We start from the raw sequence: 20,963 nt of genomic DNA on the forward strand, positions 1-20,963 counted from the left end.
AATTAACTTGTCAAGACGAAAGGAAGACGCCGAGGTTGTAGAAGGCGGCGGCAAGGGCCAGCTCCAGAAGCCCGATGAAGATAAGCGTCGAGGTAGGAAGGTTGATAATCGACTCCAGGAATTGCCTGTCCAAGCCGGGAAATAAACCCGCAAGCCAGCGCAGGTAGCGCCGCCCGAAGATCGCGGCCAGGGTAACGTCAACGGCCAGCAGGACGGCGATGGAGAAGGCCAGGTTGGCGAGAACAGTCATTAAAAGCATCACCTGCCGAGCTTGCACATCAATAGCATAGTATATCAACAGGAGCTCCTCGCAACGGAAGGGCTCCTTTCTTTTTTATGTTTATGCGCCTGTGTGACCTCATTTTAATTGTATCCTAGGGAGCGAGTCCAAGGGCCTGCCGCTTCTTGGCAATGTGTTTCAAGGCGAGGTCTGCGGCGCGGTCGGGGTCTTCCTCGACCGCGAAGCAGGCGCCCACCACGTCTTCGGCTCCCCGGGTCAGGAGATCGGCGACGTTCCTGCTGCCCAGGACGGGCGGGACGGTGCCCAGGATGGTGTAGATCCCCGAAGCCACGGCGTAGACGCCGATCGAGACGGCCTTTTCCGACATCCATTCCGGAGCTGCGGCGACGACGGGCAGGTCGCTGATATCCACGTCCAGGGCCTTGGCGATGGCCGAGGCGACGAAAAGAATACGGCTGATATCCACGCAGGAGCCCATGTGCAGTACCGGGGGAACGCCCAGGGCTTCGCAGGCCCTCATCCACGTCCCTGTAGAGGGCGCCGACAGGACAGGCTTGAACGCAAAGGGCGTCCTCGCAGTGGCGACAGTTCAGCGGCAGGCAACGGCCGCCGGCGGCCGTAACGAAAATGCGCTTGCGGGGCGGCGAGGATTCGGATACGGCGCCGAAGACGCTACGCGTAAGCGAGTGTTCCACGGCGCAGGCGATTTCGCAAGAGCAGCAGCCGACGCAGCGTTCCTTGTTAACGACGAGCTCGCTCAACGGTCCACTCCTCCTTCCGTCAAGTCGGTTGGAAAACACTTCTGTAAGAGGATGCCAATTCTTCTGTGCGATCCTTACGACGGAGTAAGCGCAACCGGTTTGCCGTCGGCAAGGATCCTGATTATCTGGGCCCGGGCCGCCAGAATCCTGGCCTCGACGTCGAGGCTTCGGTTCTGTTCAAGCAGACGGCCTGACCCTTGCGGGACGAAAAACTTCTCAATCCCGTATTCGACGTGTATTTGCTCCGCAACGTATACAAGCCTGCCCCTGACCACTACCTCGCCCGTCTGCGCTTTCGGGGGATGCCTGTAAACGCCGGCGGCCGTGTGGTATTTCCCGTCTGGTCTGAGGACGACGTAGACCGTCTGGTTGCGTCTTGTGTCGAACGGGGTGACGGAGAAGTCCCTCGCCAGTGCTAAGGGAATGTCGGATATCTCGTAGTTGAGACGTACGTAGTCGCCCATCATAGGGTCAAAGGGGTCGACGGGAGCGGTCTTCAGAACAACGGGGGTTCCGAACGCCCGGATAATGTAGCTGTTCAGGGCTATGGCGACAAGGAAGAGGATTTGCAGAACGACGAGACCGATGAAGGCACGGCGTCGGTTAATCGTCACGACCTCGCCTCCTTTACATGCTTCGCCAGCAGGCGCCTTTGTTTCTCGACCATTACGCCCACAGCGAAAACGATGATTCCTGCCCCGAAAAAGAAGGCGGACTTAGCCAGCAATTCCCAGGCAAAATGGAGGTAAGCCACCAGAACCGTTACCAGGAAACAGGCTGCGCCGGTGTTAATGAAGTAGAGCCTCAGAAGGCGTCCTCCCGCCATAATCAAAGCCACTGCGGAGGCGGCCATAACGATAATGTAAGTAAGGGCCAGGGTCTCAGCACTAATGTTTTCGTTCAGGGCGATGCCGTAAAAAGGCACAAAAATCAGCAGCGGGACCAGCAACAATAGGGCCTGGCCCCGCCTTAACACTGTATAAGCAAGCGGCAACAGCAGAAAAAGGTTGATGACGGACAATCCGGCAGGGATGTCGTAAAAGTGCGGTTTTCCTATGCTGAAGACAAAGGCTCCCAGGAACGCCCCAAGGATACCGGAAGTTTGCAGGCAGGTCGCATACGGGCCGGCAGGCCCGACCTCGCCGATCGTATAGAGGACGAGCCCGGCAAGGACAAAGATTGCGACCGAGAGGCCGAAAGTGTTCAGGGATGCTATAAGAAGCGGCACCAGGCAGGCAAGCGTCAGAACCGCTGCGGCGAGGGAATGGTTGCGCGACAGGAACAGCAAAGCGGCCGCCGAAAAAAAGGGGACAATGAGCCACGGGTTCTGCTGGTCAAGCGCAATGACACCGTAGATAGTCAACTGGATTATTCCGGCAGAATAAATGACCGTATTGCCGAGCGTCAGAGCAACGGCGAGAGTGGCGAGAGCCCAATACAGGTAGCCCACGCCGGAGTAAGCCGAGATGTGGAAGGTCTGGCCGGTCAGCCAGATGCCGGCGCCAAAGAGAAGGGTGCTGAGGAAGACCAGCCCTGCGCCGAGGTTTTGGCGTTCAACGAGAAAGTAGAAGTAGTAGGACGTACCGTACGCCAGGGTAAGAAAAACCAGAACCAGCCCAAGCTTTCCTGCAGCCGGTATGCCCTGCCAATTTGCGGCCAGGAACAGGATTACGCTTAGCCCCACCAGCAGCGCGGCAAGAAGATAGAGAATGCCGCTTGTACTGGGCCGCGGGCGCGGGGGATATTTCGCCAGCAGGAGTTGGGCCTGATCGGCCGTGATCAGGTGTTCGGCGGTCCACTGTTCGATCTGTTCCCTGAGCCAGCGGTTCCGGCCGGCCAACGCCCTCACCAGCCTTTGCGCGCAAGGTGCGCCTTTTCATCATTGTACCAATAAACCGGGGCGGCAGGGCAACTATCTTTGTCCAATATCACCGGTAACGGGTTCGGAAGACCCCCGCACGCTCCAGGCAGGGAACGCGCCGGCTTGCGTAGAAGCTGCAAATATAACTTTTCTGCACGGGATTTAGTTGTGCACGAAGCAAAGCAAGGGGGTTAATCCATGGTTAAGGCTGCGGTAATGAACAGTCCCCACATGCCGCTCGAAATCCAGGAGTTTCCGGAGCCCGTCCTGGAGGCGGGCGGGATAGTGTTAAGGACGCTGTACAGCGAGGTTTGCGGAACAGACGTCCACCTTCAGCACGGGCGCCTGGCGGGCGTGCCCTACCCGATCATTCCGGGGCACATAAACGTCGGCGTCATCGAACGGACCGGCGGCGAGGTAAGGGACATCGACGGTGCTTTGCTGCGGGAGGGGGACCTGGTTACTTTTCTTGACGTCCACGAAACCTGCAACAACTGCTGGTACTGCCTCGTTGCCCGGGCTTCTACCCGCTGTCCGCAGCGCAAGGTTTACGGCATCACTTATTCATTACGGGATGGGCTCCTAGGCGGCTGGTCGGAGAAGATCTACCTGCGGCCCGGAGTGAAGGTTGTCAAGCTTCCGGAAGGGCTTGCGCCGGAAGCCTTCATCGGGGGCGGGTGCGGTTTGCCCACCGCCTTCCATGGCGTTGAACGGGCCGGCATCCGCCTGGGGGATACGGTGGTTGTTCAAGGCAGCGGCCCCGTCGGCCTGAACGCCGTTATCCTGGCCCAGCTGGCCGGCGCGCTGCGGGTCATCCTGGTGGGCGGCCCGTCGAACCGGCTGGAGCTCGGCAAGAAGCTGGGGGCGGATCACGTCATCAACATCTTTGAGCGGTCGCCGGAGGAAAGAGTGGAAATGGTCCGCTGGCTTACGGGCGGCAGGGGAGCCGACGTCACCATCGAAGCCACGGGGGTCCCGAACGCCGTTAAAGAAGGTCTGGCCATGACCCGCGACGCCGGCACCTACGTGGTTGTGGGGCAATACACCGACAACGGTACCGTAACGATCAACCCGCACCTTGAGTTGAACAAAAAGCACCTGGACATTAGAGGAACCTGGGGTATCGACTTCAGCCATTTTTATCGCTCGATCCAGGTGATGGCAAAATACAACGGCCGGTTCCGCTGGGAACAGTTCATCTCCCGGCAGTATCGCCTGGCGGAGGTCAACGAAGCCCTTGCCGACGTCGAGGAGCAAAAAGTGATCAAGGCGGTGATCAAGCCCGGCGATTGAGGGTATGCGGCCTTTAGCTTCCTGACGTTAGTGTTTCGATAACGTTATCAATGCCCAGCCGCTGGAGCATCGCCGCAAAACGCTCTTCACCGGAGCCCTGCTGCTGGTACAGCCTGATGCATCGCTCCGGCAGGAGGGCGGCCTTCCGTTCGCTGACAAGGTGGGCCACTTCTTGCGCGAGCCGGGGATGGCGCCCCAGGCGCCCCCCGATCAACACCTTGAGTCCTTTTTGCCCTGCGTTAAGCGCTGCCGGTTGTTTCAGCTTTAATTCCCGCTGCGTGCAGGAACCAGTTCTTGGCGCGGATAACGTCCGCTTTAGTGACGCAATTCCGTCCCTCGGAGGAAACCATCTCCTCAACCAGTCTTTTGGCCATCCTGCGCACAAAAAACGGTACCTTTTCGAGTTGAGCTAGGGCATCCCGATCCCAGTCCAAGCCCGTCACCTCCGTTGCGGCTTTGCCTCCATTATCATGGCAGGGAGATGCGACAGCAGTGATCCACGTCACAGTTTCCAACTAATCCGTTCCAGTCGACGGGCGGCGGTCTGAAAGGGGGCCGCGGCGGGCGTATCCGGGAAAAGTATGCCTGTTGTCGTGAGCAGCGCCAAAGGAAGTCAGGGCTTGTTAAAGTTTTCACGATGTGTTATGGTAAATTTAACTATACTATGTTTGCAAGGAGGGTGAAGGACAATGAAAATCCTGGTTCCGGTAGACGGGTCCGAACAGTCCATGCGGGCCGTTGCGTACGCCCTGAAAAAGGCCAAGGATCATCCCTCGATAGAGGTTACGCTGCTTACTGTAGCGTACCAGTACGACGTTACTGCCTTTGACGGCGCGGTTTTGCTGCAGCAGCTTGCCACCGAGAGATCTCAGGAGGTGTTCAAAGAAAAGCTCGAAGAAGCCAAGAAGGTTTTCGATGCTGCCGGAGTTAAGGTCAATGCCGAGCTCCTGGTCGGCGACCCTGCGTCCGTAATCATCTCCTACGTCGAGAAGAAGGACATCGACGAAGTAATCATGGGCAGCAGGGGCATGAGCCCGCTCAAGGCCGCCGTCATCGGCAGCGTAACGTACAAGGTCTTGCAGAACGTGGATGTGCCTGTCCTGGTGGTGAAGTAGTGATGCTCCGGGGTTGTCCGTAAAGTTTTTCCGGCACCAGCTGTTGCTCTATACCGGCGAACTTAAAGCAAGAAACAATAAGGGTTCCCGTTTTGACGGTGAACCCTTAAGTTTTTTCGTTGTTTAGTGCGGCAGAGAGGATTTAGGCCTCGACAGGGATAATTCCCGGTAGGGTACGGCAGAAAGTTAATAATAAGTTTGGTGTCTGGCACCGTCTGGTTGTGAAAGCATTAAACGACCGGCCCGGGTCTAAGGCTTTATGTAGGCGTATCCCATCGCCTGCTTCCGGACGATTTCGGTGATCCCCGCCGGTACCACGGTGACGAAGGGGGCCAGGCTCTCCTCCGGGATGTTTTGCATCTGCAAGGCGTTGCGGCAGGCGACGAAGGCCACGCCCTTCGCGTGCAGTTCATCCATCTGCCGGAGCACATCGTCGCCGCCCAGCCGGTAGGCGATTACGGCCGGCCCGTTGGCCACCACCTCGACGGTGACCTCCCCGGTTCCCACGTCCCGCAGAAGATTCGTGATGTTCAGAAGGGCGTGCGCCCAGCGGTCCAATTCATTAACGTGAAAAAGGGCCTTCATCTTGCACCTCCAACGCTAATACCTAGGATAGTGCTGCAAAAAGCCAATACACTGATTTCGGCATAGGCATCTTTCAGGGTACGGCTATGCTTCGGAAGTTACCCTGAGACCGCTCAGAAAGAGGTCCGAGACAAGAGGTCAGAGGTCGGAACGGGAAGCGATCGCTTCGCGATCACAAGTCTATAATCCTTAGAAATCTGCTTTGCGGATTTCATCAGGTCAGATTTCTGACTTCCGGCATCCGACATCCTTTTTGCCAGGCGCAGTTTTTCAGCGGTCTCCTAGTACCTCCTGATTATTAGGTATTATACCTAATCTAATCTATTATACCTAATCCAAATCATAATCCAAATCACGGACTTTGCGCCACCGGGATAGGGTTTTTGCCCCCCCTCCCCACACACGCACACACATCCCCGCCATGCGCGCCAACCTGGCCCGCGTCCTGGGCCTCGACCCCGACCGCGTCTCCGTCAAGGCCACGACCACCGAGGGCCTCGGCTTCACCGGCACCGGCGAGGGCATCGCCGCCTACGCCGTGGCGACGGTGGCCGGGTGCGGCGGGTAGCGCAAACGCCCGCTCAGCCCCCTCTCCTCCCCTCTTTTCTTCCCGATTTGATGTAAATGATAAAAAATCAGTGCTTGCACGAAGGCTCCATTAGAGGGATTATTTAGCAATATGTCGAACTGACACCCGGATCCATCTTTGAGGTGAGCGATTATGCCGGAGCCGCTCGAGGACCAGGTCATGCGGAAAATCGACCAGGCAGCTGAGCTTTACTACCGGCTGGTACTGGTGGTCGGGCCTCCGGGCACCGGGAAGACAACCGCCCTTCGGGAAGTGAGGAAGCGGACAGGAGCACCCCTCGTAAACGTCAATCTGGAACTGTCCCGACGTATGCTTGACCTCACGGAACGGCAAAGGGTGCTGCAAGTCCCGCGGCTCTTGGGAGAGCTCCTTAAAGAGGCCGAAGGGGACAGGATTCTGCTTGATAATACCGAGATTCTCTTCGATGTTTCCCTCAGACAGGACCCCCTCCGGCTTGTACAGGGGCTTTCCCGTAACAAAACGGTTGTCGCTACCTGGAACGGCTCCGTCGAGAGCGGTCATATTACCTACGCCGTACCGGACCACCCGGAATACAGACGATATCCAATCCGTGACTTGCTGATAGCTGGCCCGGAGGCCATGGCATGAAACCAATGCTGTAAACCGCATGGGGGTAGGCGCGATGAAATACGGTGACCTGATCCAGTTTGATCCTATCGAGTCTGTTGTTCAGCTGCGGGATGCCGACCAGGCGGATGCCGCCCGGCGGCTTATCAGGACCTACGTTATTTCCGGGGAGATGGCCGAGAAGCTTGTTAACCTGGTCTTTCCACAGCTCCAGTTTGACAAGCCCGTCGATAACAGAGGGCTTCTGGTAGTCGGGAATTACGGCACCGGTAAGTCTCACCTCATGTCGGTGATTTCCGCTCTTGCCGAGAACACGGAATTCGCTTCGCTTCTCAATAACCCTGATGTAGCTGCGGCAGCCAAGAAGATCTCCGGCCGCTTCAAAGTGGTCCGTACTGAGATCGGAGCAACCACTATGTCCTTACGCGACATAATCGTGGCTAGCTTAGAAGAGCACCTTGCCGTCATGGGCGTGAACTATGTGTTTCCCTCTGCCGCTGAGGTTTCAAACAACAAGCGTGCGTTCGAGGAAATGATGGCGCCGTTCCACCGCGAGTATCCGGACCACGGGCTGCTCCTGGTCGTTGATGAGTTGCTCGACTACCTGCGTACGCGCAAAGATCAGGAACTCATCCTCGACCTCAACTTCCTGCGGGAGATCGGCGAGGTCTGCAAAGACCTGCGCTTCCGATTCATCGCGGGCATCCAGGAGGCCATCTTCGACAGCCCCCGCTTTTCCTTCGTGGCCGACAGCATCCGCCGGGTAAGAGACCGTTTCGAACAAATCCTGATTGCCCGCCAGGACGTCAAGTTTGTGGTGGCCGAGCGCTTACTCAAGAAAACCGCCGAACAGCAGATGAGGATCCGCGAGTATCTGACACCCTTTGCCAGGTTCTACGGGCGGATGAATGAACGTATGGACGAATTCGTCCGCCTCTTCCCCGTCCATCCCGACTACATCGATACCTTCGAGCGGATCACGGCGGCGGAAAAGCGAGAGGTTCTGAAGACCCTTTCCGTGGCCATGAAGAAGATCCTCGACCAGGACGTCCCCGACGACCGGCCCGGGCTGATCGCCTACGACAGCTACTGGACGAACCTGCGCGAGAACCCGTCCTTCCGCGCCGTGCCGGACATCAAGGCGGTCATTGACTGCAGCCAGGTGCTTGAGTCTCGCATTCAACAGGCGTTCACCCGCCCGGCCTACAAGCCCATGGCGCTGCGGATCATTCACGCCCTGTCAGTCCACCGGCTTACCAGCGGCGACATCCACGCTCCTCTGGGTGCAACGGCCGAGGAGCTGCGCGACGGGCTCTGCCTGTACCAGCCCGGCATCGAGGACCTGGGCGGCGAACCGGCCGATGACCTGCTATCTCAGGTGGAAACCGTGCTGCGGGAGATTCACAGGACGGTGAGCGGCCAGTTCATCTCCTTCAACCCGGACAACCGCCAGTACTACCTAGACCTCAAAAAGACAGATGATTTCGATGTGCTCATCGAAAAGCGGGCCGAGAGTCTCGATGCCTCTCAGCTCGACCGTTACTATTACGAGGCCCTGAAAAGAGTTATGGAGTGCACCGACCACACCTATGTTACCGGCTATAGGATCTGGCAGCACGAATTGGAGTGGCCGGGACGGAAAGCGGCCAGACAGGGGTATCTGTTTTTCGGGGCCCCCAACGAGCGTTCCACTGCCGTTCCGCCCCGGGACTTCTATCTCTACTTCATCCAGCCCTTCGATCCGCCACATTTCAAAGACGAGAAGAGGTCGGATGAGCTTTTTGTGCGTCTGAAAAATACCGATGAGGCGTTCCGCACGGCGCTCAGGAACTACGCCGCGGCGCTGGATCTGGCCTCCACCGCTTCGGGACAGAACAAGACCACGTACGAGTCCAAGGCCTCGAACTTCCTGCGTGACCTGGTACAGTGGCTGCAGAAGAATATGATCACGGCCTTCGAGGTCACTTATCAGGGCCGGACCAAGTCCTTCGTCGAGTGGGCGAAGGGCAAATCGATCCGCGAGCTTTCCGGTATTGCTTCGCACGAGCGGATCAACTTTCGTGATCTGGTGAACACGATTGCCGGCATTTGCCTGGAAGCATATTTTCAGGATCAGGCCCCGGATTACCCCTTCTTCTCGGTACTTATCACGGGCGCCAACCGGGCCCAGGCGGCGCAGGACGCCCTGCGGGCCATCGCCGGACAGAAATGCACGAAGCAGGCCGCCGCCGTACTGGATGCGCTGGAGCTTCTCGACGGGGAACGGCTCGATCCCTACCGGTCGAAGTACGCCAGGTACATCCTGGACGTTGTGAAAAAGAAGGGCCACGGGCAGGTGGTCAACCGCTCGGAGTTGATCCAGGATGTTCTCGGAGTGGAATACCTGGCCCCGCGGACCTTGCGACTGGAGCCGGAATGGGCGGTAGTCGTCATCGCAGCACTGGTCTACTCCGGCGACCTGGTCCTGGCGGTTCCGGGGAAAAAGTTCGACGCCACCAGCCTGCCCCAGTTGGCCGGAACCAGCGTTGAGGATCTCGTGCAGTTCAAGCACATCGAGCGGCCCAAGGACTGGAATCTCCCGGCCCTCAAGGCACTGTTTGAACTCCTCGGACTCGCTCCCGGAATGGTCCAACTGATCACCCAGGGGCAAGAAGCGCCGGTCACGGAAATGCAGAAGGCGATAACCAGGGTGGTCGAAAGGCTTGTACTCGCACAGCAGAGCCTCCAAAGCGGGCTGTCCTTCTGGGGCCGCAGTCTGCTTGCCGAAGACGAGGTCCACAGGCTACGCTCCCGGCTTGATGAGACTAAGACCTTTCTTGAATCTTTGCAGCCGTTCAACTCACCGGGCAAGCTCAAGAACTTCCGCTACGACACCCATGATGTAAGCGGCCACCGTGAGGGCCTCCGGGCCCTGGAGGAAATTGAGTCTCTGCAGGGACTGGTGGCCGATCTTGGGCCCATGGCCTCGTACCTTTCCGCCGCCGAGGCGGTCCTACCCGGCGGGCACGAATGGATCGACAGGATGAAGGCGGCCCGCGAGGAGGTCCTCGCCCAGATCAGCGATCCCGCCAGGCGCGGTGCGGCGGCCTTCCGCCAGCAGACACAGCGCCTGCTCGCCGAACTCAAAAAGGCCTATATACAGACCTATCTTATGCTCCACACCAGAGCACGTCTGGGGGTAAACGAGGATAAGCGCAAGGCCCGACTTATGATTGACGAGCGGCTCAAGACGCTGCAAAAGCTCTCTACCATTGACTTGATGCCCCGCCAGCACCTGACCGATTTCCAGAACCGCCTGGCCGGCCTGAAGAGCTGCTTCACCCTCACCGAGCAGGAGTTGGATGCTTCCCCAGTCTGCCCGCACTGTGGTTTCAAACCCGTAGCGGAAGCGCCGGAGGCACCGGCCGCTGCGCGGCTGGACGGTTTGGACGGCGAACTCGACAACTTGGTCGAGAACTGGACCCAGACGCTGTTGACCAACCTGGATGACCCCACAACCAGAAGCAACCTGGACCTGCTGAAGCCTGAACCAAGGAAACTAGTTGACGACTTTATCAAAAGATGGGCCTTGCCGGAAGAGCTGACCCAGGACTTCATCCACGCCCTGCAGGAGGTCCTCTCCGGACTCCTCAAGGTGCCGGTGAAAACGGCCGAACTGCGTGCGGCGTTGCTGAAAGGCGGTTCGCCAGCCACCCCGGCGGAGATGAAAAAGCGGTTTGAGGAATACGTGGACGAACTCACCAGGGGTAAAGAACCCGGCAAGGTTAGGATTGTGTTGGAGTGAGGAGAAGGGTGAGATGAAGTTTTCCGATGTCAGTTAGAATAACTAAAGCCGAAAGGGGACCGGAGATGAGCAAAGGCAGAGATCGTACCGTTTCGCGTCGCCCCGACGGGATGTGGGAGAATAAGCGCAATGACGCCGAAAGAGCATCGAGCCTGCACAAGACCCAGAAGGAAGCAGAGCAGGCGGCAAAGAGGATGTTGCGGAATCAAGGTGGCGGAGAACTAACCATTAAGGGCGTGGACGGCAAGATTCGCAGCAAGGATACCATCGCGCCGGGCAGGGACCCTAACCCGCCAAAGGACAAAGAGCACTGATCGGATGTGGAGATGCTTGGACGTATAGAACAAAAACGCTTTTCTATTCTTGACAGCAGTTGAGGAATGACGCTAATGGGTGACCTGTTCCATACAGAACCTAAACCAACGCCAGCCGGTCCAGTGGAATGTCTCGGCATGACGTTCCCGAACGACGAGGAGCGGCGGAAGTATTTCCTGGAAAAGCTGCGTGAGAAGCTCAAGGACCCGGAGTTCCGTAAGATCGAGGGGTTTCCCATCGGCTCGGACGAGGACATCCTGGCCCTGTCCGACCCGCCGTACTACACGGCCTGTCCGAACCCGTTTATCGAGGACTTCATCCGGCACTACGGCAAGCCCTACGACCCAGCAACAGACAACTACCGGCGCAAGCCGTTCGCCGCTGACGTCAGTGAAGGCAAAAACGACCCGATCTACAACGCCCATTCCTACCACACCAAGGTACCGCACAAGGCCATCATGCGGTACATCCTCCACTATACCGAGCCAGGGGATGTTGTTTTCGATGGATTCTGTGGGACCGGAATGACGGGAGTGGCTGCGCAGCTCTGCGGCGATAAGGCCACCGTCGAATCCCTGGGCTACAAGGTGGACCAGGACGGCACGATCTACCAGCAGGAGACGGATGAGAACGGCAAAGTAGTCTGGAAGCCCTTCTCGAAACTTGGTGCCCGTCGGGCCATTCTGAACGACCTTTCTCCCGCCGCCACCTTTATTGCCTACAACTACAACACGCCGGTGGATGTGGAGGCTTTCGAGCGTGAGGCGCGGCGCATCCTCAAGGAAGTGGAAGAAGAATTCGGATGGCTGTACGAAACCTTGCACACGGATGGCAAGAGCAAAGGGCGTATAAACTACACCGTTTGGTCGGATGTCTTTCTGTGTAGCCAGTGTCAGGGAGAAATTGTCTTTTGGGATGTTGCAGTTGAACAGGGCGAGGTAAAGGACATAGCTTTCTGTCCTCATTGTAACGCTGAGGTTACGAAGTCGAATCTTGACCGGGCAATGACTACTAAGATGGACCAAGCATTGGGAAAACTTGTCCAAAAGGCACGTCAAGTACCCGTTTTAATTAACTACTCTATTGGCAAAACCAAATATGAAAAGGCTCCTGACGATGACGACCTTAGGCTATTGGGAAGGATTGAAAATGTCCTGGTTGAGGATTGGTACCCTACTAAACGCATCGATGAGGATATTGACCTGTGGTACGAGCGTGATTACCGTGCCTTAGGCATATACAGCATCGATGGTTTTTTCATACGCCGTAGCCTCATCATGGTGGCTTGGTTTAAGCGTAAAATGGAAGCCATTTCAGCCAGGGATCGCCGATTGGGTGGTTTTCTATGGTTCTGGTTTCAATCCGTACTTATGGGCTTTTCAAGGCTCAACAGGTACTTGAAGAATGCCTTTTCTCAAGTTAACCGCATATTGAGCGGGACGCTGTATGTGGGGGCTATGCAATCAGAAGTCAGCCCATGGTATTCTTTAGAGGGCAAGATATCTCGCCTTTCGGTCTTTTCGGCAATCAGCCGACATTTTGGAGCCGTATCAACGTCTTCAGCAGCAAGGGCTGGGCTTCCTGATTCTTCTCTTGACTACATCTTTGTCGACCCGCCGTTTGGGAGCAACATAATCTACTCCGACCTCAGCATCATCTGGGAAAGCTGGCTTCGATTGTTCACGAATACAAGTGAAGAGGCCGTTGTACATCGGCGCAAGAAGTCGAACGCCTTCACGCTTAAGAACTATAAAGAGATGATGTGTAAATGCTTTTCCAGCATGTATCGTGCGCTGAAGCCAGCCCGTTGGATTACAGTGGAATTCCATAATTCGAAGAACAGTGTGTGGACCGCCATTCAGGAAGCGCTCATGCGTGCTGGATTCGTTATTGCGGACGTCCGAACGTTAGACAAACAGATGCAAACTTTCAAGCAAGTCACTGCCGCTGGTGCTGTGAAGCAAGACTTGGTTATCTCTGCTTACAAACCTAACGACGGCCTCGAGGGCCGTTTCAAGTTAACCGCCGGCACCGAGGACGGCGTTTGGGACTTCGTCCGCACGCACCTGAGACAACTCCCGGTCTTCGTCTCCAAGAACGGCCGGGCCGAGGTCATCGCCGAGCGGCAAAACTACCTGCTCTTCGACCGCATGGTGGCTTTCCACGTTCAGCGCGGTGTGACGGTACCGCTTTCGGCGGCAGAGTTCTACCAGGGGCTTGCCCAGCGCTTTCCCGAGCGAGACGGCATGTACTTCCTGCCTGAGCAGGTGGCCGAGTACGATAAAAAACGTATGACCGTGCGCGAGGTTCTGCAACTTCAGCTCTACGTCACCGACGAATCCTCGGCCATCCAATGGCTCAGGCAGCAGCTTGCGAAAAAGCCACAGACCTTCCAGGAGCTTCACCCACAGTTTCTTAAGGAGATTGGTGGCTGGCATAAACACGAAAAGCCCTTGGAACTCCTGGAACTGCTCGAGCAGAACTTCCTGCGTTACGACGGTAAGGGCGAGGTGCCGAGCCAGATTCACAGCTACCTGTCTACAAACTTCAAGGAGTTGCGCAACCTGCCCAAGGATGACCCGACCCTGCGCGCCAAGGCCAAGGACCGCTGGTACGTGCCGGACCCGAACAAGGCCGGCGACCTGGAGAAGCTACGCGAGCGGGCCCTGCTGCGCGAGTTCGAGGAGTACCGGATCTCCAGCCAGAAGCGCCTTAAGGTGTTCCGCCTCGAGGCCGTCCGCGCCGGATTCAAAAAGGCCTGGCAGGAGCGCGACTACGCGACCATCATCGCCGTGGCTGGCAAGATACCGGAGAACATCCTCCAAGAAGACCCGAAGCTGCTCATGTGGTACGACCAAGCGGTGACGCGTGCTGGGGAGGCGTAAATGAAGATGAGACTCAGACGTTTTTCCATCAGAAACTTCAAATCGATCTCACCAGAAGGTGTCAGTATCGATTTCAGGGACCGGTTTTGCATCCTTGTTGGGAAAAACAATGCCGGCAAGTCCAACATTCTTGAAGCTTTAGGGATGCTCTTTGGTTCTAAGAATCCGAGATATATCCGAATAGAACCGGATAGCTATAACGACCCTTCCCAACCGGTTGTGATTGAAGCAGAGCTTGAGGGATTGAATTGGGGGCACGGAAAAGCACTGGGTTTATCGGATCAGCAATGCGGGAGTTTGATGCATGCCGGTAAACGTGTTGAAACTGAACCAGGCTGTATCACGTTTCGGATGATTTGTCCTCCGACAGAACGCCATTTTGAAGATACTGATGAAGACGATGAAGAAGAGTTAGCCAAACAAACCTTTGAGGCGTTTCTTGCTAACCGCCATGAAGTAAGGCGCAATGAGGCCTTGCGGAGGGCGGCAGTCAAGTATTTATTGATACCTCCCGTCCGTAGTCATACCGAACTGCTGTCACCGAGTACTTGGACAGTTTATGGCAAATTTTTGCGCGAGGTGTTGGCTGAAAGTAGTCAAGCAGAACAACTCGCCAAATTCATTACCGAGGCTTCCAGACAACTACGCGACTTACTCCAAGCTGAAGCTGATCAACTCACACGTGTCGCGAAGGCGACATCCTATGTTGATGCAATAGATTTCCTATTTACTAAAGACGGAAACCCCGCCGAACTTCTTCGTAATTTGAGTTTGGCTGTTACCTATAAGGGGCGAACAGAAGATATCTCCCAAGTGGGGACCGGCACACAAAGCGCTGTTATCATTGCTGTTCTGGAACTCTGCCTGCGCCACCGTGCATCCCAAGGAATACGGTTGTTTTGCATTGAAGAACCAGAGCTATTTCTTCATCCGCATGCACAACGATACGTGGCTGATCTTTTGCGAGCTATCGCAGAAGAGAAGAGAAGTCAGGTAATATTAACCACCCACTCTGCTTCGCTTCTTGCCAACACAGACATCCGTGATGTGATCCGAATAGAAAGAGACACGAAAGGTCACACTCATTGCAAACGTGTTCCGCCTGACTATCCTAAACTCGACTTCTACCAGCGTATCCTAAACCCAGAAACCTGTGAGATGGTGTTTGCCGACAGGGTTGTTTTGGTTGAGGGTCCATCAGAGGCTATCCTACTTCCACGCATTTCAAAAACCTTGGCGAATAGTGAAGATTCTCGTGCACTAAGCTTTGATTTCCAAAATGTCAGCGTTATTAATGTGGGTGGAAAGGACTTCTTCGGTATGCTAGCGGAACTACTATCAGAACTGGGAATCGACTGGCGTATCGTAGCCGACCGCGATGCGCTGCACGGGGTTAGTCTTCAGCCTTTCAAGGCAAAAATCGGCATATCCGGGACGGAAGAGGATGAAGACCAAATTAGCAAGCTCCGTGCCAACGGAATTGCTGTATTGACATACGGTGAGATTGAGGACTATTACCCGCCTGAAGCGATTGCTGCGATTGCAAATTGTACAATAGAAGATGTGCAGAAAGAGATTAAGAAACGACTTGTTGTTTTTGACGAGCCTGGCACGTTTGCGATGTTCAGGTACGTTATTCGTGAGCATCGAAAGGAGTTATGCACTACGGATGACGCCCGCCTCGAAAAAGTCTTGAAGAGGATATACGACCAATCTCTTCAGAAAATTCGAGATGAAGGAAGATTGACTGCGAATTATGCGAAAACTGGAGAGATAATCAGCAGGTGGTTAAAGTTATCAAAGCCTATGATAGCACTTCGAGTTGCCCAGTGGTTCGAAGAGCATCCGGGGAGTATTCCTGAATCCTTGCGAGAGTTGGTGAAATGGGTTCTCAACAACAGGGAAGGAGTTGATGATTCCCAATGTAGCTAGCTTTGCACAGTATGGTCGAAACGGAGTCGTGCATTTGCGGTTTAATTTGTTGGTTGGGCGATTTTTGAGGTGTGGTGGAAATGGGTCAATTACGAGAAACAAAGAGTGTTTTGGCTATCGTCTGGTCTAATTGGGAAAGACCTGTCGAATGCCTTGGCAGACTTTTTGAAAACGACGCGGATCGACGGGCATATTTTCTGGAAAAGCTGCGTGAGAAACTGAGTGATCCTGCTTTTCGTAATAGTAGCGGGTTTCCTCAGGGTGCCATAGAGGACATTTTGCGTGTTTCGGATCCGCCCTACTATACGGCCTGTCCCAATCCCTTCATTGAAGATTTCATCAGGTACTACGGCAGGTCGGAAGGTATTGAAACGGACGATGATTGGCGGCCGGAACCTTTTGCTGCGGATGTCACCGAGGGGAAGAACGACCGTATTTACAATGTACATCCTTACCACACCAAGGTGCCATACAAGGCAATTATGCGATACATACTACATTACACTAGGCCGGGAGATATTGTGTTCGACGGCTTTTGCGGGTCGGGAATGACCGGCGTGGCGGCGCAAATGTGCGGCAGTAGAGAGGCCGTGAGGTCTCTCGGTTATGAAGTGCTGAATGACGGGACCATTCTGGACGAAGAAGGAAAACCGTTTTCCCGGTTGGGCGGCCGAATGGTAATATTGAACGACCTCGCGCCATCGGCCACGTTCATTGCTTACAATTATAACCGGGGGGTAGGTGCGGGTACAAAACACGAGGAGATGCGCCGGTTTGTCACCAGTTTACTGGACCTGGAGCGAAAATACTGGTCGGTCACTATGCCCGATGGGACAACTGCTACGATTGCGTATGTGGTTTGGTCGGATGTGTTCTTCTGTAGCAACTGCAGCGGGGAAATAGTGTTTTGGGATGCGGCCGTAGACAGGGATACCGGCAAAGTGGCTCCGGAGATATCTTGCTCCCACTGCGGGGCGATCTATCAGAAACGATCATTGATCCGGTCGTTTCTCAAGTTTCCGGATCCCCTGTTAGGAGGCGTGGTGGAGTATCCGAAACTGGAACCGGTTCTTGTCGGGATAGCTGGTAACGCAGATCGGTCAGTCCATGAGTATCCTGCAGAGCATTTTCGTGAACAAATTGCTGATAAACTGAAGCTAATTGATCGATTGTCCGTTTTCCCTGATTACCCGCTTGACACGGGGTGGGAGATGTACCGCCACGGTATGGGGAAACACGGTGTAAAAAGCCATAAGCAATTATACATTCCATTGTCGGCCTTGACCCTGGAGGAAATCTGGACGCAGATTTGGAGCGTTTCGGATTTTGAAGTGCGGAGCAAATTGATCTGGGTGTTTACCAGCATCGCTCTCCGTTGCAGTAAGTTCAATCGTCGTTTGCCATCCGGAGGGGGTGGCCCCATTACGGGGGTCTTATATATTCCTTCGCTGATTCGGCAGGAAAACCCCATCCGGTTGTTTGCCAGGAAACTAAATGAGTTGATGGATGGGATTTTCAATTGGCTGCCGCGGAATGACAACGGATTCTGTCTGCAGACTACCGGTCTCGAAGGGTGCAGCCTGCCGCCTGACAGCATTGACTATGTATTTCTGGATCCACCCTTTGGTTCTAATATTTTTTATGCCGATATGAATTTCATCTGGGAGTCTTGGCTGGGACTGTTCACGAACCGGGGGTCGGAAGCCGTAATCAGTGACCGCGCCCTAACCCAAAGGAAGACAGCCGGTGATTACGGTGAACTTATGTACAAGTCGTTCACGGCCGTTTACCGTGCCTTGAAGCCGGGGCGGTGGATGACCGTGGAATTTCATAATTCTTCCAACGTGGTTTGGAATATTATTGCCGAATCCATTCAGCGCGCTGGGTTTGTCATTGCCGATGTCCGGACGTTGGACAAAAAACAAAAGAGTTTCCGACAGACCACGGCTGCCGGGGCTGTGAAGCACGATTTGGTGATATCTGCCTATAAGCCTGCGACTAGGATAGCTGCTGATTTCCGCCTGAAGGCCGGGACGGAAGACGGGGTATGGGCTTTTGTAAGAACACACTTACGGCATCTGCCAGTTTTTGTCCGGTCACAAGATGATAAAGCGGAAGTTGTTGTTGAACGCTTGAGTTTTCGTCTTTTTGACCGCATGGTGGCTTTCCACGTCCAGCGCGGTGTGACGGTACCGCTTTCCGCGGCTGAGTTTTACCAGGGGCTTGCCCAGCGTTTCCCGGAGCGCGACGGGATGTACTTCCTGCCTGAGCAGGTGGCGGAGTACGACAAGAAGCGCATGACGGTGAAGGAGGTCCTGCAGCTTCAGCTCTTCGTCACCGATGAATCCTCGGCCATCCAATGGCTCAGGCAGCAGCTTGCGAAAAAGCCACAGACCTTCCAGGAGCTTCACCCAAAGTTTCTTAAGGAGATTGGTGGTTGGCGTAAGTATGAAAAGCCCCTGGAACTCCTGGAACTGCTCGAGCAGAACTTCCTGCGTTACGACGGTAAGGGCGAGGTGCCGAGCCAGATTCACAGCTACCTGTCTACAAACTTCAAGGAGCTACGCAACCTGCCCAAAGATGACCTGACCCTGCGCGCCAAGGCCAAGGACCGCTGGTACGTGCCCGACCCAAATAAGGCTGGCGACCTGGAGGAGTTGCGCGAGCGGGCCCTGCTGCGGGAGTTCGAGGAGTACCGCGAATCGAAACAGAAGCGCCTGAAGGTGTTCCGCCTGGAGGCCGTCCGCGCCGGATTCAAGAAGGCCTGGCAGGAGCGCGACTACGCGACCATCATCGCCGTGGCTCGCAAGATTCCCGAGAACGTCCTCCAGGAAGACCCCAAGCTCCTTATGTGGTACGACCAAGCGCTCACGCGTACAGGGGATGATCGCTAGAACGTACTATGAGAATTAGGGAAAGGGGTAGGTAGTAATGGCTGTCCCGGACTTTCAGAGTTTAATGCTTCCCTTTCTCAGGGTGGTGGGTGATGGTCGAGAGTACAGCATGAGCAAAGTTGCGGATGCTTTGGCCGATCAGCTAGGCTTGAGTAAAGACGACAGGGATGAAATGCTTCCCAGCGGGAGGCAAACCCGGTTTCGGAACCGGGTGGGTTGGGTAGCAACTCACTTCAGAAAGGCCGGGCTTTTAGAAAGTACTGGTCGAGGGAAATTTCGGATTACATCACGTGGCATGGATGTTTTGAAAGAAAACCCGCAGCATCTGGGGATGAAATTCTTGCAGCAGTTTCCCGAATACAGAGAGTTTCGAGGGTTAGACAATAATGGAAATGAAAACGATGATTCCCCGCCATCCCCGGATAATCTTCAAACTCCCGAGGAACTCCTGGAGTTTGCACACCAGAAACTAATCAGTCAGTTGTCTGAAGAGCTGTTAGAGCGCGTGAAAAACTCTTCACCGGACTTTTTTGAAAAACTGGTTTTGGATCTATTAGTGACTATGGGTTACGGAGGTTCAGTGAAAGATGCGGCCCAAAAAGTTGGGCGAACCGGTGATGGAGGCATAGATGGGGTTATCAAAGAAGACAAGCTCGGTTTAGATGTTTTATGTGTCCAAGCCAAAAGGTGGCAAAACCCAGTGGGAGTAAGTGTGGTTCGCGAGTTTGTGGGCAGCTTAATTGACCGCAAGGCAAAGAAAGGTGTACTGATTACCACTTCTTCTTTTTCTAACGAAGCAAGGGAATATGCTGATCGTGTGGGGAACACCGTCCTCGTCGACGGCCGAGAACTAGCAGAGTTAATGATCGAACATGGTGTTGGGGTTACCGAAATAGCAAGGTATACCCTTTATAAGATTGATTCGGATTACTTTGAAGAGGAAAGTTAAGCCGGTTGTCGGATAGGGTCGCCTGAGGCCAAGGACTGCTGGTACGTGCCCGACCCCAACTAGGCCGGCGACCTGGAGAAGCTACGCGAGCGGGCCCTGCTGCGCGAGTTCGAGGAGTACCGGACCTCGAGCCAGAGCGCCTGAAGGTATTCCGCCTCGAGGCCGTCCGCGCCGGATTCAAAAAGGCCTGGCAGGAGCGCGACTACGCGACCATCATCGCCGTGGCTCGGAAGATTCCCGAGAACATCCTCCAGGAAGATCCCAAGCTGCTGATGTGGTATGACCAAGCGATAACAAGAAGTGAGGGATGAAGGATGAAGCTGAGCAAAGTATCAACGGTGAGTCGGTCACGCGGTCCAAGGAGAGGCGGTGCTGGCTCTGTAACTCTCGGTGCCCATCCTTCGCCTCCTCATCTGTTAGGTGTGATTCTTTCGGCGAATGATCAAATAACATCCACCAATGTACCTCACCGCGCCCTATCAGAGAAAGGGAGCAGGTGTGCAACGGTGGAGTGCTTTCGCAAGATGCTCATTTGCCATCACACGAGCCCAGAGGCAATCGAGCGCACGAGGCAACACCGCGAAGCGATGAGGCGCCTTGGCTTCGAGGCGGAGCAGGCGCGGCTCCAACGCTTTCCCACCAACCCCTCTACGCGGAAAGGTAACCTTGCGGAGATCGTGTTGGCGGAGTATGTCGTTGCTTCGAGTGGCGTTACACTTCCCGTCTACCGTCTCCGCTACAACCCGAACGTAGATCAGTCCATGAAAGGAGACGACGTTCTCGCCTTCGATCTCGACTCCGATCCTGTGAGAATTGTCGTGGGTGAGGCGAAATTCCGCGGGGCGTCGTCAGCCGTGGCGGTTAGGGAAATCGTCGAGGGACTTGTCCGTTCGTACAAAGGAGGGATTCCGGCGTCTCTTCAGTTCGTTGCGGACCGCCTCTACGAAGAGGGTAATCCAGAACTTGGGGAGCGCGTCCTCTACTGCGCACGGTTATTCGTGTTCAGACGGCTTCGGATCGATTACGTCGGGATGCTGTTGAGCGACGAGCGAGCTGCCGATCGAGTGAATCGCGCCACACCAAACTCCCTCCACCGATTAGCAATGATCTCATTAGGCGTTCCGGACCCGGATTCCCTGGTAGACGACTGTTATAAGGAGTTGGAGTAGTA

The 20,963-nt window shown here is 55.3% G+C and carries 18 protein-coding genes; 11 read left to right on the plus strand and 7 right to left on the minus strand.

The genetic code is table 11. The annotated features are described in order from the left end of the window. Positions 1-10: 10 nt before the first annotated feature. The 4 genes from ACUM6F_RS01990 to ACUM6F_RS02005 form a co-directional block, all read right to left on the minus strand. Positions 11-250, minus strand: coding sequence for a hypothetical protein (locus ACUM6F_RS01990; RefSeq protein ID WP_425621518.1), 240 nt, complete (start codon positions 248-250; stop codon positions 11-13). A 124-nt stretch (positions 251-374) separates the two neighbouring features. Beyond that, entirely contained in the window at positions 375-761 is a 387-nt protein-coding gene (locus ACUM6F_RS01995) for a hypothetical protein (protein WP_426377627.1), read from the minus strand. A gap of 315 nt (positions 762-1,076) precedes the next feature. Continuing rightward, the gene (locus ACUM6F_RS02000; protein ID WP_445348253.1) at positions 1,077-1,616 is read right to left on the minus strand and encodes a GDYXXLXY domain-containing protein; all 540 of its coding nucleotides are present in this window, start codon (positions 1,614-1,616) and stop codon (positions 1,077-1,079) included. Continuing rightward, positions 1,613-2,851, minus strand: coding sequence for a DUF2157 domain-containing protein (locus ACUM6F_RS02005; protein WP_445348254.1), 1,239 nt, complete (start codon positions 2,849-2,851; stop codon positions 1,613-1,615). The genes ACUM6F_RS02000 and ACUM6F_RS02005 overlap by 4 nt, the downstream gene beginning before the upstream one ends. A gap of 210 nt (positions 2,852-3,061) precedes the next feature. Here ACUM6F_RS02005 and ACUM6F_RS02010 point away from each other — a divergent pair, with 210 nt between their 5' ends. Next, the gene (locus tag ACUM6F_RS02010) at positions 3,062-4,156 is read left to right on the plus strand and encodes a zinc-binding dehydrogenase (RefSeq protein WP_445348255.1); all 1,095 of its coding nucleotides are present in this window, start codon (positions 3,062-3,064) and stop codon (positions 4,154-4,156) included. Positions 4,157-4,169: 13 nt separating this feature from the next. Here ACUM6F_RS02010 and ACUM6F_RS02015 read toward each other — a convergent pair whose 3' ends face one another. Both ACUM6F_RS02015 and ACUM6F_RS02020 read right to left on the minus strand, forming a co-directional pair. Continuing rightward, positions 4,170-4,484, minus strand: coding sequence for a hypothetical protein (locus ACUM6F_RS02015; protein ID WP_445348329.1), 315 nt, complete (start codon positions 4,482-4,484; stop codon positions 4,170-4,172). Next, a complete protein-coding gene (locus tag ACUM6F_RS02020) occupies positions 4,396-4,590 on the minus strand; it encodes a PCP reductase family protein (RefSeq protein ID WP_445348330.1) in 195 nt (64 codons plus the stop codon). The genes ACUM6F_RS02015 and ACUM6F_RS02020 overlap by 89 nt, the downstream gene beginning before the upstream one ends. Before the next feature lie 255 nt (positions 4,591-4,845). Here ACUM6F_RS02020 and ACUM6F_RS02025 point away from each other — a divergent pair, with 255 nt between their 5' ends. Next, positions 4,846-5,271, plus strand: coding sequence for a universal stress protein (locus tag ACUM6F_RS02025; RefSeq protein WP_445348256.1), 426 nt, complete (start codon positions 4,846-4,848; stop codon positions 5,269-5,271). 249 nt (positions 5,272-5,520) lie between these two features. Here the strand turns inward: ACUM6F_RS02025 and ACUM6F_RS02030 are convergent, their stop codons facing one another. Further along, positions 5,521-5,856, minus strand: a complete 336-nt coding sequence (locus ACUM6F_RS02030) for a DsrE family protein (RefSeq protein WP_445348257.1) — start codon at positions 5,854-5,856, stop codon at positions 5,521-5,523. Between the two features lie 361 nt (positions 5,857-6,217). Between ACUM6F_RS02030 and ACUM6F_RS02035 the strand changes: the two genes are divergently transcribed. The 9 genes from ACUM6F_RS02035 (at position 6,218) to ACUM6F_RS02075 (ending at position 20,961) form a co-directional block, all read left to right on the plus strand. Next, positions 6,218-6,424 (plus strand): 2-C-methyl-D-erythritol 2,4-cyclodiphosphate synthase, encoded by a 207-nt coding sequence (locus tag ACUM6F_RS02035; protein ID WP_445348258.1) that lies wholly within the window; start codon positions 6,218-6,220, stop codon positions 6,422-6,424. A gap of 153 nt (positions 6,425-6,577) precedes the next feature. Next, positions 6,578-7,054, plus strand: coding sequence for a BREX-3 system P-loop-containing protein BrxF (brxF, locus tag ACUM6F_RS02040; protein WP_445348259.1), 477 nt, complete (start codon positions 6,578-6,580; stop codon positions 7,052-7,054). A gap of 34 nt (positions 7,055-7,088) precedes the next feature. After that, entirely contained in the window at positions 7,089-10,817 is a 3,729-nt protein-coding gene (locus ACUM6F_RS02045) for a DUF6079 family protein (protein WP_445348260.1), read from the plus strand. A 65-nt stretch (positions 10,818-10,882) separates the two neighbouring features. Then, positions 10,883-11,131: a DUF2188 domain-containing protein gene (locus tag ACUM6F_RS02050; RefSeq protein WP_445348261.1), complete on the plus strand. Its 249-nt coding sequence runs from the start codon at positions 10,883-10,885 to the stop codon at positions 11,129-11,131. Positions 11,132-11,269: 138 nt separating this feature from the next. After that, entirely contained in the window at positions 11,270-14,017 is a 2,748-nt protein-coding gene (locus ACUM6F_RS02055) for a DNA methyltransferase (protein WP_445348331.1), read from the plus strand. Next, positions 14,018-15,949 carry an ATP-dependent nuclease gene (locus ACUM6F_RS02060; RefSeq protein ID WP_445348262.1) on the plus strand — a complete coding sequence of 644 codons (1,932 nt, stop codon included), beginning with the start codon at positions 14,018-14,020 and terminating at the stop codon, positions 15,947-15,949. Positions 15,950-16,029: 80 nt separating this feature from the next. Next, entirely contained in the window at positions 16,030-18,843 is a 2,814-nt protein-coding gene (locus ACUM6F_RS02065) for a DNA methyltransferase (RefSeq protein ID WP_445348332.1), read from the plus strand. 37 nt (positions 18,844-18,880) lie between these two features. Further along, a complete protein-coding gene (locus ACUM6F_RS02070) occupies positions 18,881-19,792 on the plus strand; it encodes a restriction endonuclease (RefSeq protein ID WP_445348263.1) in 912 nt (303 codons plus the stop codon). 314 nt (positions 19,793-20,106) lie between these two features. Then, on the plus strand, positions 20,107-20,961 hold the full coding sequence (locus tag ACUM6F_RS02075; RefSeq protein ID WP_479684209.1) for a Hachiman antiphage defense system protein HamA: 855 nt from the start codon (positions 20,107-20,109) through the stop codon (positions 20,959-20,961). The last annotated feature ends 2 nt before the right edge of the window (positions 20,962-20,963 follow it).

It is taken from the genome of Desulforudis sp. DRI-14, assembly GCF_052618305.1.